The following is a 13,181-nucleotide window of genomic DNA, read 5'->3' as shown; positions in this document are numbered from 1 at the left end:
TTAGCAGGTGTTCAGCAGGTGGGGACCGAACGGCCGGACGCCAGCGCCTGGAGGGAGGACACGGAGTCCTTGAGGGTGGTGACGGGGATGAGCTGGAGGCCGTCGGGGCGCACGGCCTCGGCCTCCTTGCACTCCCCCTTCGGGACGAGGAAGACGGTGGCGCCGTCCCGCTTGGCGGCCTGCGTCTTGAGCTGCACGCCGCCGACCGGCCCCACGGTCCCGTCGGGGTCGATGGTGCCGGTGCCCGCGATCGTCCGGCCGCCGGTGAGCTCGCCGCCGCGCCCGTCGCCGTCGATCTTGTCGATGATGCCGAGGGTGAAGAGCAGCCCGGCGCTGGGCCCGCCGATGCGGGCGAGGTCGAGGGTGACCTTCACGTCCTTCGACGACCGGTGGAGGTAGCGCAGGGCGGCCTCGGTGGCGGCGTCCTGCGACTTCCGCATGTCGGCGAAGTTGTGCTTCTCGACCTCGGCGGTCGTGTTGCCGACCGGGTACACGGAGTCCCGCGGCATGACCGCCCGGTCCGTACGGAACCAGCTGTCGATCACATCGCCGAGGCGCACATCGGCGTCCGGGCCGGTGGCGACGATCGTGGTCGCCCGGAGCTGCCCGGTCGTCTTGCGGGTGTCGGCCCCCTTGACCGTGATCACCTGCTCCCCGCGCCGGGACCCGAGCACATCGGCCGTCGAGCCCGGCTGCGCCAACGAGAACGGCAGCGGCGCGAAGGCGGCCACGGCGAGCAGGGCGACGACGAGCACGGAGCAGACCGTGAGAACACGAACACGAGAGGACACGCCCGCCACCCTAATTCACCCCCGCCCCGGACCCCTCCGGGGCGGGTGGAGTGGGGCGTACGGGCGGGGAGGTCGTACGGGCGGAGGGCGGTCTACGGGCGGGGCGGCCGTACGGGCGGGGGGCGGTGTACGGGCGGGGCGGTCGTACGGGCGGGGGCGACGGGGCCGCCTGCGGCGTGTACGGGCTGGTTCGGAGCGGGCTACGGCCGTCACATTCCGTACGAGCTCCGGCCCGTACGAGCGCCCGCGACCCGCGGGGACGGGCGCGGCACGGCCGGAACCGCAGGCGCGCGGCAGCGCAGTCGCCCCGCACCGGCGGAGTCGGAGCCCGCGGGCCGCCGGGACCCGCTCGTCGGCTCGCCGCTCAGCGCGAACGCCCCCTCAGCGCGAGCGACGCATCAGTACAAACGCCCCGTCAGCACGAGCGACCCATCAACGCGAGCGACCCGTCAGCGCAGGGCCTCCGCGACCTCCTTCGCCGCGTCCATGACGCGGTGGCCGACGCGTTCGGGGACCGAGTCCGCGAGCATCACCACACCCACGCTGCCCTCTATCCCCGTGACCCCCAGGAGCGGGGCGGCGGCGCCGCTCGCGCCCGCTTCGAGTTCGCCGTGGGTGAGGGCGTAGCCCGGATCGCCGCTCTCGCCGCGGCGGGCGGCGAGGATCGCGCGGCCGGCGGCGCCGCGGTCCAGCGGGTGGCGGAACCCGGCGCGGTAGGCGACGTGGTAGTCGGTCCAGGTCGGTTCGACGACGGCGACGGCCAGCGCCTCCGTCCCGTCGACCAGCGTGAGATGGGCCGTGGCGCCGATGTCCTCGGCCAGGGAGCGCAGCGCGGGCAGCGCCGCTTCCCGCACCAGGGGGTGCACTTGGCGGCCGAGCCGCAGGACTCCCAGCCCGACGCGGGCCCGGCCGCCGATGTCCCGGCGTACGAGGGCGTGCTGCTCCAGGGTCGCCAGCAGGCGGTAGACCACGGTCCGGTTGACCCCGAGCCTGGTGGACAGCTCGGTGACGGTGAGTCCGTGGTCGGTGTCGGCGAGCAGTTTGAGGACGCGCAATCCTCGGTCGAGCGTCTGCGAGGTCTCCGCGGTCACGACGCCCCCTCCTCACGTGAGTGGCGGCTCCCGTCGCGGTGGGGACACCGCCGGTCCCGTCCGGCAGCGCGCGCGAGAGGCCGCCGGCCGCTTGTCGCACGGCACCGGCTGCGCTCCGCGGCGGCGCTGCCACGGGGCGTGTGCGTGTTCCGGCACGGTAGCGAGCCGGTTCGCTGAGCGGAAGGGCTATCCCACAATCCGGGCAGTGCGCGGGTGATATGCGAAATCCGTCCGGTGGACGGCCACGGGATCCCCCGCGGAACCGCTTACTCCGGCAGGGCCGGAGTCCCGTACGGTCACCGCCCGGCGCGGGCGTCACGTCACCGCATGCGCGTGGCCCACTCCTGCACCTTCTTGATCCGCTCGTTCAGCTGCCCGGCCGTCGCCTCCGCGCTCGGCGGCCCGCCGCACACCCGGCGCAGCTCGGTGTGGACGACGCCGTGCGGCTTGCCGCTCTGGTGCACGTACGCCCCGACCAGCGAATTGAGCTGCTTGCGCAGTTCCAGCATCTGCTTGTGGGTGACGATCGGCCGCCGCTCGGCCGGCAGCTCGACGAGGTCGGCCTCGGCGGCCGGCTTCTGCCTGCTGTGCGCTATCTGCCGGGTCTGCCGCTTCTGGAGCAGCATCTGCACCTGGTCGGGTTCCAGGAGCCCGGGAATCCCCAGGTAGTCCTGCTCCTCCTCGCTGCCGGGGTGCGCCTGCATCCCGAACTCCGCGCCGTCGTAGAGCACCCGGTCGAAGACCGCGTCGGACTCCAGCGCCTCGAAGGAGAGCTGGTCGTCCTCGCCGGTGTCCTCGTCCTGCTCCTTCTCGGCCTCCGCCAGGAGCTTGTCCTCCTCGGCGTACGGGTCCTCCTCGCCCTGCTTCTTCGGCTTGTCGAGGACGTGGTCGCGCTCCACCTCCATCTCGTTGGCGAAGGTGAGCAGCGTCGGGATGGTCGGCACGAAGACGGAGGCGGTCTCGCCGCGCCGCCGCGACCGCACGAAGCGGCCGACGGCCTGGGCGAAGAACAGCGGCGTGGAGATGGTGGTGGCGTAGACGCCGACGGCGAGGCGCGGCACGTCCACGCCCTCGGACACCATGCGGACGGCGACCATCCACCGGTCGTCGGACTGCGCGAAGTCGTCGATGCGCTGGGAGGCGCCGCCGTCGTCGGAGAGTACGAGCGTGGCGCCCTGCCCGGTGATCTCGCGGATCAGCTTGGCGTACGCGCGGGCCGACTCCTGGTCGGAGGCGATGACGAGGGCGCCCGCGTCGGGGATGGCCTTGCGCACCTCGCTGAGCCGCTGGTCGGCGGCGCGCAGCACGTTCGGCATCCAGTCGCCGCGCGGGTCGAGGGCGGTGCGCCACGCCTGCGAGACGGCGTCCTTGGTCATGGGCTCGCCGAGCCGGGCGGCGATCTCGTCGCCCGCCTTGGTGCGCCAGCGCATCTGGCCGCTGTAGGAGAGGAAGATGACGGGCCGCACGACGCCGTCGGCGAGCGCGTTGCCGTAGCCGTAGGTGTAGTCGGCGGAGGACCGGCGGATGCCGTCATTGCCCTCTTCGTACGCGACGAACGGGATGGGGTTGGTGTCCGAGCGGAACGGCGTGCCGGTCAGCGCGAGCCGCCGGGTCGCCGGGTCGAACGCCTCCGAGCACGCCTCGCCCCAGGACTTCGAGTCGCCGGCGTGGTGGATCTCGTCGAGGATGACGAGGGTCTTGCGCTGCTCGCAGCGGTTGCGGTGGAGCATCGGCCGGACGCCGACGCCCGCGTAGGTCACGGCGACGCCGTGGTACTCGCGGCCGAGCGGCCCGGCGCTGTACTCCGGGTCCAGCTTGATGCCTATCCGGGCCGCGGCCTCCGCCCACTGCTTCTTCAGGTGCTCGGTGGGGGCGACCACGGTCACCTGCTGCACGACGTGGTGGTGGAGCATCCAGGAGGCGAGGGTCAGCGCGAAGGTGGTCTTCCCGGCGCCGGGTGTGGCGACGGCGAGGAAGTCGCGCGGCTGCTCCTGGATGTACTTGGCCATCGCGCCCTCCTGCCAGGCGCGCAGTTTGTTCGCGGTACCCCAAGGGGCCCGGCCGGGGAAGGCGGGCGAGAGGTGGTGATTGGCGGCGGTGGTAGTCACGGTCTCCGTCGGGCTGGCTCGGCGATCGGCAACCGCGTCAGCCTACCCGCGTCCCCCTCCCCACTCCGGCGTCACAACCCGCCATCCCGCTCGGGTGCGACCCAGCTCACACTGGGCCGCGCGCCGGTTTGCGGTACCGGGCCCCGGTTCGGGCGGCGGGCCGGGCCGGGTGGCCCGTACCGGCTCCGGCCTCTCACCAGTACGGACGGCCGCCGCCCGCCATGAGCCAGTACGGACGGCCGCCGCCCGCCATGAGTGAGCACCGACGGCCGGCTCATCGGCGCCGACGACGGCTCATCGGCACCGACAGAGACTCATCGACGCTGACGGTTCACACCGCGCCCAGCAGCCCGCGCAGCCCGGCGGCGATCTCGGCGGTCTCCCGCATCCGGCCGGCGGCGACGGCGACGACCAGGTCGTATGCCGCGTCCTGGGACACGTCGGCGGGGTCGATGCCGTTGCGGGCGAGGAAGACGGCGGCCGACAGCCATGCCGTGCGCTTGTTCCCGTCGACGAGCGGGTGGTTGGCTGCGATGGCGTGCAGCAGCACGGCCGCCTGCTCGTACACGTCCTCGTACGCGGCCACGCCGAGCATCCGCGCCCGCGGCCGGTGCACGGCGGAGGCCAGCAGTCCGTGCTCCCGGAACTGGACGCCCTGTTCCCCGCACGCGATCCGGGCGACCTCCGTGACCTCGCGCAGCGTCAGATGGCGGTTCACTGGCCCAGCCTCCGCAGGAGATCGGCATGGCGCATGGCGAGACGCATGGCGTCAGCGCGGGTCAGCGACTCCTCCAGGGCGACGAGTCGGCGCACGCTCTCCCGCGCCAGCTCGCCGGGTTCGGCGCCCCGCGCGTCGGCGAGGTCGCGCAGGGCCTGCCACTCGTCGTCGGGGAGGTCGACGGTGAGTCGATACGTCGTCGTCGGTTGCTGCATCGAACGACGCTATCGGGCAAATCTCCGCAGGTCATGCGGTTTTCGGCACACCCGTGGCACCCGCCGCGGACAGCGGCGGCGCAGCAGACGGTTCAGCCGCCCGACGACCTGTGTCCGACGGCTCGGGCTGCCGCCTGCCAACGGCGGCGGCTGAGAAGCCCGGCGCCTCCAAGCGGCCGACAGTTCGCCCGCGGTTCAGGGAACGACGGCCCGGCGGCCGGGGCTCGGACGCCCGGCGGCTCCGTAGCCGACGACTCCGGACAGCCGACGCCCACCGCCCGCGCCGCAGCCGTGGCCGTGGCCGTGGCCGTGGCCGACCAGCACACCCCCGCACCTCCCACCCCGCCACGGCATCAGCCGGTTCGCGGCTTCAGCCGGGTGGCGATGTACGAGCCGAGGAGCGCCACCGCCGCCATGGTGAGGAAGACCGCGGCGAAGGCCGCCGGCGGGGCGGCCGAGGAGGCGGCGTGGGCGTCCGCGGTGGCGGAGCCGCCGCCGAGGGCGACGAAGAGGACGCCCGCGACGCCGACCATGGTGATGTTGCCCAGCGCGTCGGAGACCTGGAGGGAGGCCGAGTTGGAGCCCTCCTCGCCGGGCCGGGAGAGCTTCAGGAGCAGCACGCTGCCGCTGGAGATCGTCACCCCCATCCCGTACCCGCCGATGAACCACGACACGGCGACGATCCACGCCGGCACCCCGGAGATCAGGGCCGTCGAGACGAGCACGATGGCCGCGGCCATCAGCAGCAGGCCGAGGCTCATCATCCGCTCGCGGTACGGCTCCAGGCGCGGCCTGCTCTGGGTGTACGAGCCGAGCGCCCAGCTCAGCCCGCCGCCGGTGAGCGAGAGCCCGGCCAGCGTCGCGGACATGCCGCGCTCGGTCACCAGCATCAGCGGCACGAAGCTCTCCGCGCCGAGGAACGAGCCCGCCGCGACGCCGCGCAGCAGCACCACCGACGGCAGCCCGCGGGCGGCCCGGAACGTCCCCTTCGGCAGCAGCCGCAGGATGCCCGGCACCACCAGGGCGAGCCCGGCGGCGGCCGGTATCAGGGAGAGCCACTTCAGGTCGCGGCCCGCGTACTGGAGGAGCCCGGCGCCCGCCGCGACGGCGAGCGCGAGGAGGATGCGGCGGCGGTCCATGGCGGCCGTGTGCTCGCCGGGCGGCAGCTTGCGCAGCGCGGGGAGCATGACGGCCAGCGGCAGCAGGATCAGCACCGGGATGGAGAGGAACACCCAGCGCCAGCTGAGCTGTTCGGTGACGGTTCCGGCGATCAGCGGCCCGACGATCACCGGGAGGACCCAGGCCGCCGAGAAGGAGGCCAGGATCGACGGCCGCAGCCGCTCCGGATAGGCCCGCCCGACCACCACGTACAGGGCGACGATGACCAGCCCGCCGCCGATGCCCTGGACGCCGCGGCCCGCCACGAACATCCACATCCGCTGCGCCGAACCCGCGACGACGAGTCCGGCGCCGAACGTCGCGATCCCGGTGAACAGCGGTACGAGCGGGCCCGCCCGGTCGCACCACTCGCCGGAGAGCGCCATGGCGAAGAGGCTCGCGGTGAAGTAGGCGGAGAAGGCGAAGGCGTACAGCTCGATGCCGTCGAGGGCGCGGGCCGCGACCGGCATCGCGGTGTTGACCGCGCTCGCCTCGAAGGCGATGAGCGAGACGACGGAGATGATGCCGAAGGTGAGGGCGCGGTAGCGCCGCCCGAGCACGGTCTCGCCGCCGGACATGTCACCGCCGGACGTGTCACCGCCGGGTTCGCCGTCTCCGGGTTTGCCGTCGCCGGATATTCGCGGCGGTCTGTCACTGGAGGTTCCGGCGGTGTCGACGGCATAGGCGATGTCGACAGGATCGGCGATGTCGACAGGATCAGCGGTGTCGACAGGATCAGCGGCGCCCGGGTCCCGCGGGTCGAGAGCGGTCATGCGGTCAGCGTAAGAGGCGCAGGCCGCAGTGGCCCCTGTCGCGGGATGGTGATCAACTCGTCCATCCGTCCTAGGCCGTTGACCACGTCATGTGGTGAGCAGCACGCCGGCGTACGAGGCGCCCGCGATCACCACCCACGAGGCCAGCCCGAGCGCCGCGACCCGCCCCCCGGTCCGTACGAGCGTGGGCAGGTGGACCGCGCTGCCGAGGCCGAAGAGGGCGGCGGCGAGCAGGAGTTCCTGGACGTCCTGCGCCGTGTCGATGACGCCGCCCGGCACCCGGCCGGTGCTGCGCAGCGCGACCATGGCGAGGAAGCCGAGGACGAAGAGCGGGACCAGGGTCGGCCGCTTGCCGCTCGCCTCGCCGTCGGCGGCGCGCGCGTCGTGCTGCTTGCGGCGCCGTACGGCGAGGGCGACGGCCGCCACCAGCGGGGCGAGCAGCGCGACACGCATCAGCTTCACCAACACTGCTTCGCCGAGCGCGGAGGGCCCCGCGGTCTGGGCGGTCGCCACGACCTGCCCGACGTCGTGCACGCTCGCGCCGACCCACCGGCCGAACTGCGTTCCGTCCAGCCCCAGCGGGTGGTGCAGCAGCGGGAGCACGGCGATGGCGAGCGTGCCGCAGAGCGTCACGAGGGCGACGGAGGTGGCCACGTCCTCCTCGTCGCTGCCGGTCACCTCGCTGACGGCGCCGATCGCGGACGCGCCGCAGATCGAGTAGCCGGTGGCGATGAGCAGCGGCTGATCGCCGCGGAGCCCGATGCGGCGGCCGAGCCACAGCGTGCCGAAGAACGTCGCGACCACGACCGCGAGCACCATCACGACCGTGGCCCAGCCGATGCCGAGCACGTCGTGGAGGCTGAGTTTGAGGCCGAGCAGCACGATGCCGACGCGCATCAGCCGCTTGCCCGCGAAGCTCAGCCCGGGCCGCGCGATGCCGCGCACCACGCCCCGCAGGCCGGGCAGGTGCGCGGCGACGATGCCGAGGACGACGGAGGCGGTGAGCATGGGCACGCCGGGTACGAGCCAGTGCACGTCCCAGGCGAGGCCGACGCCGAGCACGGCCATGGCGAGGCCGGGGATCTTGCTCTTGACGGACTTCCAGCGGGGAGGTCTGGTCGCCTTGCTCTCCTTCTTGCTCTCCTTGGGGGCGGAGGTGACGGCGGGTCGGTGCGTCTCCAGCGCCATTACCGGTCGGCCGGCAGGTCGTACACGCGGCGGACGCTGGTGCCCAGGCGCGCGATGTCGGCGCCGTAGATGTGGAGGGAGATCGCCTTGTCGCCGCAGGCGTTCCAGACGCGGTGGATGTCGCCGGGGGGCGCGAAGCCGCAGACGTCGCCCTGCTCGTTGACGACGTCCTCGGTGGCGACGAGACGCGGCGGGGCGCCGGCGGCGGAGGGCACGAGCCGGTAGCGGCGCTCGCTCTCCCGCCCCTCGTGGACGCCGGTGACGCACCAGGAGACGTGGTCGTGGATGGAGGTGCGCTGGCCGGGGAGCCAGACGAGGGCGACGACGGAGAAGCTGCCGTCGCGTTCGGCGTGCAGGATGTGCTGGCGGTAGTGGTCGGGGTCGCCCGCGCGCTGCTCCTCGGTGAGCAGGTCGGCGGCGCCGAGGTGGGGGCCGAGCGCCTCACCGACCAGATGCGCCGTCAGGTCGGGCGGCAGTCCGCGCCCGACTGCCTGTCGCACCTCGTCGACGAGGCAGTCGAGGCGCGTGGTCGTCGCAGTGGGCCGGGCTGCGGTCGGAGTGGTCATACAGGCAGCGTCGAGCCATGGCATCCATCACGTCCAACGACAGTTCATTGGCCGGAACCAAACTCAGGCTTATCTGTTACGGATGTGAGCCCGCCCGAGAACGGGCCTCAGCACCCCACCCGGCGCTCCGCCACTGCCTTCAGCTCGTCGAGGACCAGCGCGGTGGCGGGGATGCGGAGATGGTCCCGGAGCACGTACGCGGAGACCTGGCGGCGCGAGGCCGGGTCGAGGGCGCGCCCGGTGACCTTGTCGTGGCGGAGGAAGGAGAGGACCAGCGCGGGCACCATGGCGACGCCGAGCCCCTCCGCGACCAGCGACTGGACCACCAGATTGTCGTCGGTGGTGAAGACGATGTCGGGGGCGAACCCCTGCTCGGCGCACTCGTGGAGGAAGTTGGCGCGGCAGCGCAGGCACCCCGCGATCCAGCGCTCCTCGGCGAGGTCGGCGAGCTTCACGGCGCGGCGGCGGGCGAGCGGGTGGCCGGCCGGCAGCAGAACCGTGAGCTGGTCCTCCAGCAGCGGGATCTCCGCCAGCTCCTCGGGAACCGATTCGCGCAGGCCGGGATAGGTGAAGGCGAGGGTGATGTCGCACTCGCCGCGCACCAGCCGCTGAAGGGACTCGGGCGGCTCGCCTTCGAGGAGCTCCGCCCGTACGCCGGGGTGCTCGGCGGAGAGCCGGGCCATGGTCTCGGGGATGAGGGTGGCGTTGGCGCTGGGAAAGGCGCAGACGCGGACGCGGCCGGCGCGCAGCCGGGTTATGGCGCTCATCTGCTGCTGGGCGGCGGAGAGGGTGTCGAGAATGGTGTCGGCGTGCCGGGCGAGCGCCTCGCCGGCCTCGGTGAGGCGCATACGGCGGCCGACGCGGGTGAAGAGGGGGGTGCCGACGGACCGTTCCAGGGCCTTCATCTGCTGGGTGATCGCGGGCTGGGTGTAGCCGAGGGAGCGGGCGGCCGCCGAATAGGAGCCGGCCTTGACCACCTCGTGGAACGTCTTGATGTGCCGCGAGTCGAACACGGCTGAATCATAAGCAGAAGTTGGAGGCGGGAGACAGACACGGCGTCGGGCCCTGCGGAAGAACGCCCCCGTCCCGCCGGCGTCACCCACACCACCCACACCCCGGAGTGGTTTCCCCGGAAACGGGCAAGGTGGAGCGTATGCCGCACTACACCTCGTACGACGCCGCTGAACTGCACTATCGGGTCGTGGGCCCGCGCGACGGGGCGGCGACGCCGCCGCTGATCTGCCTGGCGGGCGGCCCGGGCCGCGACGCGGCGTACCTGGGCGACCTGGGCGGCCTGGACGAGCACCGCCCGCTGGTCATCCCCGACAGCCGGGGCACGGGCGGCTCACCGCCCCCCGCCGACCCGGCGGGCTACGCGTTCCCCTCCCTGGCCGAGGACCTGGAGGCGCTCCGCCGCCACCTCGGCCTGGAGCGCTTCGCGCTGCTGGCGCACTCGTCGGGCGCGGCGACGGCACAGGCGTACGCGGCGGGCTACGGCGAACACCTCACGCACCTGGTCATCGTCTGCCCCGGTTCGAGGCTTCAGGGCGAACTGCCGGACGACGCGGAGAAGATCTTCGAGTCGCGCGCCACGGAGGAGTGGTGGCCGGACGCGTACGTGGCGGCACACGGCCTGGCCCAGGCGACGGACATGAGCGAGGTCCGCGACCTGCTCCGCCGCGCGGCCCCCCTGGCATACGGCCGCTGGGACGCCCCGCAACGCGCCCACGCCGCGGCCGAGGGCGCCCAACTCGGCCCGGTCCCCAGAGCCGGCTTCTGGCAAGGCGTCGACGAACCCGCCCGCCGCGCCCTCCTGGAACGCCTGCGCCACGTCGACTGCCCGGTCCTGGTGATCACGGGCGACCTCGACGCGGTAACGGGCATGCGCGCCGGCGAACTCGTCGCCGAGTCCTTCCCCAACGGCCGCTCCCAACCACTCCACGGCGTGGGCCACTACCCCTGGGTCGACGAACCGGACATGTTCCGCCCGTTGGTGGAGGAGTTCCTGGCCGCTCCTTGACCTCAGCCTCCTGGCCGCCGGTCCTCTGGTCTTCGCCACATGACGACCGCCCCCTGGCCTCAGCCCCCTGCCCTCATCCGCATGAACGCCGTCCATGAACACCATCCATGAACGCCGCGTGTCAGTCACATGGCGTGAAGCCACGCCCCATTGAGCCCCCGGGCACCCGGCCCTATGGTCGACACAGCACACCAACACGGCCGTGTGCCCGAGTGGTTGAGGGACTCGCCTGCAAAGCGAGTTACGCCGGTTCGATTCCGGTCACGGCCTCCGACTGCCTGACCAGGCAGGGCAAAAGGGCGGCACCCATCGAGTGGTGCCGCCCTTTCGATCGTCCGTTTTACTTCCCGGCCTCCGTGGCATGCTCAGAACAATCCGGACACCCCTGAGGGGAGCCCGCCGAGCGAGGAGGAAGAGGAAACCGATGAGCCCACTGACCAAGCGCGCACGATTCGTCGCGGCAGCCACCACACCGCTCCTCCTGCTGGGCGTCGCAGCCACCGCCACCGCGCCGGCGGCCCATGCCGCCTCCACAGGGGCCAACGCGTGCACTCACCCCGGCTGGTCGAACAAGTCCCCCGGAAAGGGCAAGTCCAAATCCGGCAGGGCCCCGGTCCGCAGCGGTCCCAACAAAGGCTGCCCGGTGCAATTCTGGGCCGGCCGCACCTACACGCTCTATTACCACTGCTGGGTGAAGAACTCGGCAGGCCACAAGTGGACACACCTCCGGGTCGACAGCGAGGGAGTCAGCGGCTGGGTCTACAACAAGAACCTCGACGACGGCGGCTCCGTACACCCGGCCAACAAGTGCTGACCTACCCGGCACCGCCACGCGCCCTGCCCGGGCCCCGGCCTCGGGCAGGGCTCAGGCGCGCCCCGGCACACGTCGACGGACGCTCGTCGAACACGGTGAGCCGCCCACCGAAGGCAGACCGCAACCGCGAAAGCCGAGCAGCGGCGAGGGCACATAACGGCGGCGGAGTCGCGAAACCCTAGTCCCGGGAATCTCGGAAACACCTGGAATACACAGCGACTTCGATCAGTGGTTCATGGCCGTCGAGGCCCTTCATCCACGTGACTTCGGCCTGGGTATGGGTCTTCAGGTGAACGGCCAGGATTCTCTGATTTTTATTCCTACTGGAGTCATGCCCGCGCTCGACGATTTTCCAGCCCTTACCCGGAAGCCGCTCGACAAGGTTATCCATGCCTTTGCCCAGGACGTCGTTTCCCAGCCCGTGCAACGACCAGGGATGCCGTACGTTGCGGTACTTCTCCGCATCTTCGCCATCCACGTCACAGCGACCGGCCGCGGGGCCGGGTTCGGTAACCTTCCCCTTGACATGAAACGCTTCCAGAACTTCACTGGACAACGAGCCGATTTCCTGCTCGACCTTTCGGCCGTCGCGCACCTGAGGTTCGTACCCGAGATTGCCAGATTTTTCATGCACAGCAGAACACCCCACGGTGAAGGCCAGAACGCCGATCAGCGCCAGACTCGCCCAGTTGAGCCTTTTCGTCAATTTGGCTACCGAACCTTTAATTCTCCAACGTGACATCGCCATACCTACCCACTATGACCCTGGCCTGGTTCTGCAAGCTGACCGAGGCTTTGCCATCGGTCTCATCCCAGAACCCACTGTGATCTTTTGAGTCCGACTCCATGACGTTCGCTCCGAACGACTTGTCGGTAGGAATGGTCCAGTCGTCGCCGAGGCCGACGAAGCGCCCGCCATGCCGAACGAGGCTGTCGCTGCCTCCGCCGCTCATCGGCCATGAGCTTCCGAAGCTGCGGCACCCACTTGTGGTCGACTACCGTCGCTTCCTTGAGCGCCTCGGCTATACGGTTGGCGCACTCCTGGGCAAGGCGGAAGTCCGGGTTCGGCGCGAAATTGGCCGCCTGCCGGGCGACCGCGCGGGCGGTCTCGTCGGTGCTGCCATTGGCCGAGCCCCCCTTGGGGGTCTTGCCGTCCACTTCGTCACCCGCCGCCGGATAGCTGACCGAGCCGTCCGCACCGATCGAGAAACTCTTGGCTTCCGCGTCCTCGTACTCCGAGGGCTTGAGCGCCTTCAGCGCAGCGAAATCCATGGATCAGATTCACCGGCCCCGGCTCTGACCACCGATGGCTGGAGTGTCTTGATACCTGTCCCCCACCTTGTCGAAGGCGCCCTTGGTGGCCTCGTCGTTCTTGAACTGGTCGTGCCCCGCTTTCTCAAGCGGTTCCTGAAGCACACGGCATCTGCCCTGCACATCGTCCAGGTAGCGCTTCCAGGACCCGTACACCTCATGCTGAGCCGCGGCACTCTCCACACCACCGGCGCCGTCGCCCTTGTCCAGCCCCTTCTGCCCCTGCTTCAGCGCCGTGAGAGCCTTCTTGACGTTCCCCGCAAGTGCACCGACGCTACTGGCCGCCGCACTCCAGGCAGCCTTGTCGGACTTCACCCCACAGGCCCCGCCGGGGCGCCCCTCAGCACTGGCCAGCTTCATCCCCGGAGCAGCGGAGGTCTCCCTCTTGATCTGCGCCCACTCCGCATCAAAGGACGCCATGCCGCCCC

At 71.4% G+C, this 13,181-nt stretch carries 14 protein-coding genes and 1 tRNA gene; 3 read left to right on the top strand and 12 right to left on the bottom strand.

Features of this window, described 5'->3' with window-relative positions:
- Window positions 1–11: 11 nt before the first annotated feature.
- The 9 genes from AB0I22_RS12360 to AB0I22_RS12320 all read right to left on the bottom strand — a co-directional run bounded on the left by AB0I22_RS12360 (window position 12) and on the right by AB0I22_RS12320 (window position 9,621).
- The gene (locus AB0I22_RS12360; RefSeq protein ID WP_363130685.1) at window positions 12–800 is read right to left on the bottom strand and encodes a S16 family serine protease; all 789 of its coding nucleotides are present in this window, start codon (window positions 798–800) and stop codon (window positions 12–14) included.
- A 440-nt stretch (window positions 801–1,240) separates the two neighbouring features.
- Window positions 1,241–1,882: a helix-turn-helix domain-containing protein gene (locus AB0I22_RS12355; RefSeq protein WP_363130684.1), complete on the bottom strand. Its 642-nt coding sequence runs from the start codon at window positions 1,880–1,882 to the stop codon at window positions 1,241–1,243.
- A gap of 320 nt (window positions 1,883–2,202) precedes the next feature.
- The gene (locus AB0I22_RS12350; RefSeq protein WP_363130683.1) at window positions 2,203–3,990 is read right to left on the bottom strand and encodes a DEAD/DEAH box helicase; all 1,788 of its coding nucleotides are present in this window, start codon (window positions 3,988–3,990) and stop codon (window positions 2,203–2,205) included.
- Window positions 3,991–4,321: 331 nt separating this feature from the next.
- Window positions 4,322–4,708, bottom strand: a complete 387-nt coding sequence (locus AB0I22_RS12345; RefSeq protein ID WP_363130682.1) for a type II toxin-antitoxin system death-on-curing family toxin — start codon at window positions 4,706–4,708, stop codon at window positions 4,322–4,324.
- Window positions 4,705–4,923, bottom strand: coding sequence for a hypothetical protein (locus tag AB0I22_RS12340; protein WP_363130681.1), 219 nt, complete (start codon window positions 4,921–4,923; stop codon window positions 4,705–4,707). The genes AB0I22_RS12345 and AB0I22_RS12340 overlap by 4 nt, the downstream gene beginning before the upstream one ends.
- A 353-nt stretch (window positions 4,924–5,276) precedes the next feature.
- Window positions 5,277–6,659 carry an MFS transporter gene (locus tag AB0I22_RS12335; RefSeq protein WP_363130895.1) on the bottom strand — a complete coding sequence of 461 codons (1,383 nt, stop codon included), beginning with the start codon at window positions 6,657–6,659 and terminating at the stop codon, window positions 5,277–5,279.
- Between the two features lie 282 nt (window positions 6,660–6,941).
- The gene (locus AB0I22_RS12330) at window positions 6,942–7,922 is read right to left on the bottom strand and encodes a putative sulfate exporter family transporter (RefSeq protein ID WP_363130894.1); all 981 of its coding nucleotides are present in this window, start codon (window positions 7,920–7,922) and stop codon (window positions 6,942–6,944) included.
- A gap of 119 nt (window positions 7,923–8,041) precedes the next feature.
- Window positions 8,042–8,608 (bottom strand): cysteine dioxygenase family protein, encoded by a 567-nt coding sequence (locus AB0I22_RS12325; protein ID WP_363130680.1) that lies wholly within the window; start codon window positions 8,606–8,608, stop codon window positions 8,042–8,044.
- Between the two features lie 107 nt (window positions 8,609–8,715).
- Window positions 8,716–9,621 (bottom strand): LysR family transcriptional regulator, encoded by a 906-nt coding sequence (locus tag AB0I22_RS12320; protein ID WP_363130679.1) that lies wholly within the window; start codon window positions 9,619–9,621, stop codon window positions 8,716–8,718.
- Window positions 9,622–9,761: 140 nt separating this feature from the next.
- Between AB0I22_RS12320 and AB0I22_RS12315 the strand changes: the two genes are divergently transcribed.
- The 3 genes from AB0I22_RS12315 (at window position 9,762) to AB0I22_RS12305 (ending at window position 11,442) form a co-directional block, all read left to right on the top strand.
- The gene (locus AB0I22_RS12315) at window positions 9,762–10,628 is read left to right on the top strand and encodes an alpha/beta hydrolase (RefSeq protein WP_363130678.1); all 867 of its coding nucleotides are present in this window, start codon (window positions 9,762–9,764) and stop codon (window positions 10,626–10,628) included.
- Window positions 10,629–10,826: 198 nt separating this feature from the next.
- A tRNA-Cys gene (locus tag AB0I22_RS12310) sits at window positions 10,827–10,898 on the top strand.
- Window positions 10,899–11,052: 154 nt separating this feature from the next.
- Complete coding sequence (locus AB0I22_RS12305; RefSeq protein ID WP_363130677.1) at window positions 11,053–11,442, top strand: SH3 domain-containing protein; 390 nt, start codon at window positions 11,053–11,055, stop codon at window positions 11,440–11,442.
- Between the two features lie 178 nt (window positions 11,443–11,620).
- Here AB0I22_RS12305 and AB0I22_RS12300 read toward each other — a convergent pair whose 3' ends face one another.
- The 3 genes from AB0I22_RS12300 to AB0I22_RS12290 are packed head-to-tail and all read right to left on the bottom strand — an operon-like array spanning window position 11,621 to window position 13,173.
- Window positions 11,621–12,190, bottom strand: a complete 570-nt coding sequence (locus AB0I22_RS12300; RefSeq protein ID WP_363130676.1) for a hypothetical protein — start codon at window positions 12,188–12,190, stop codon at window positions 11,621–11,623.
- Between the two features lie 59 nt (window positions 12,191–12,249).
- Window positions 12,250–12,714 (bottom strand): hypothetical protein, encoded by a 465-nt coding sequence (locus tag AB0I22_RS12295; protein ID WP_363130675.1) that lies wholly within the window; start codon window positions 12,712–12,714, stop codon window positions 12,250–12,252.
- Window positions 12,715–12,723: 9 nt separating this feature from the next.
- A complete protein-coding gene (locus AB0I22_RS12290) occupies window positions 12,724–13,173 on the bottom strand; it encodes a hypothetical protein (protein ID WP_363130674.1) in 450 nt (149 codons plus the stop codon).
- Window positions 13,174–13,181 lie beyond the last annotated feature (8 nt).

This window comes from Streptomyces sp. NPDC050610 (genome assembly GCF_040654875.1).
Classification (GTDB): domain Bacteria; phylum Actinomycetota; class Actinomycetes; order Streptomycetales; family Streptomycetaceae; genus Streptomyces.
This window is presented reverse-complemented; position numbering and strand designations above follow the sequence as displayed.

What these genes read in the sequence shown, in the direction of transcription:
- AB0I22_RS12325 (WP_363130680.1), bottom strand. Translation starts at nt 8,608, where the DNA reads ATGACCACTCCGACCGCAGCCCGGCCCACTGCGACGACCACGCGCCTC.
- AB0I22_RS12295 (WP_363130675.1), bottom strand. Translation starts at nt 12,714, where the DNA reads ATGGATTTCGCTGCGCTGAAGGCGCTCAAGCCCTCGGAGTACGAGGAC.
- AB0I22_RS12305 (WP_363130677.1), top strand. Translation starts at nt 11,053, where the DNA reads ATGAGCCCACTGACCAAGCGCGCACGATTCGTCGCGGCAGCCACCACA.
- AB0I22_RS12330 (WP_363130894.1), bottom strand. Translation starts at nt 7,922, where the DNA reads ATGGCCGTGCTCGGCGTCGGCCTCGCCTGGGACGTGCACTGGCTCGTA.
- AB0I22_RS12315 (WP_363130678.1), top strand. Translation starts at nt 9,762, where the DNA reads ATGCCGCACTACACCTCGTACGACGCCGCTGAACTGCACTATCGGGTC.
- AB0I22_RS12300 (WP_363130676.1), bottom strand. Translation starts at nt 12,190, where the DNA reads ATGGCGATGTCACGTTGGAGAATTAAAGGTTCGGTAGCCAAATTGACG.
- AB0I22_RS12340 (WP_363130681.1), bottom strand. Translation starts at nt 4,923, where the DNA reads ATGCAGCAACCGACGACGACGTATCGACTCACCGTCGACCTCCCCGAC.
- AB0I22_RS12290 (WP_363130674.1), bottom strand. Translation starts at nt 13,173, where the DNA reads ATGGCGTCCTTTGATGCGGAGTGGGCGCAGATCAAGAGGGAGACCTCC.
- AB0I22_RS12335 (WP_363130895.1), bottom strand. Translation starts at nt 6,659, where the DNA reads ATGTCCGGCGGCGAGACCGTGCTCGGGCGGCGCTACCGCGCCCTCACC.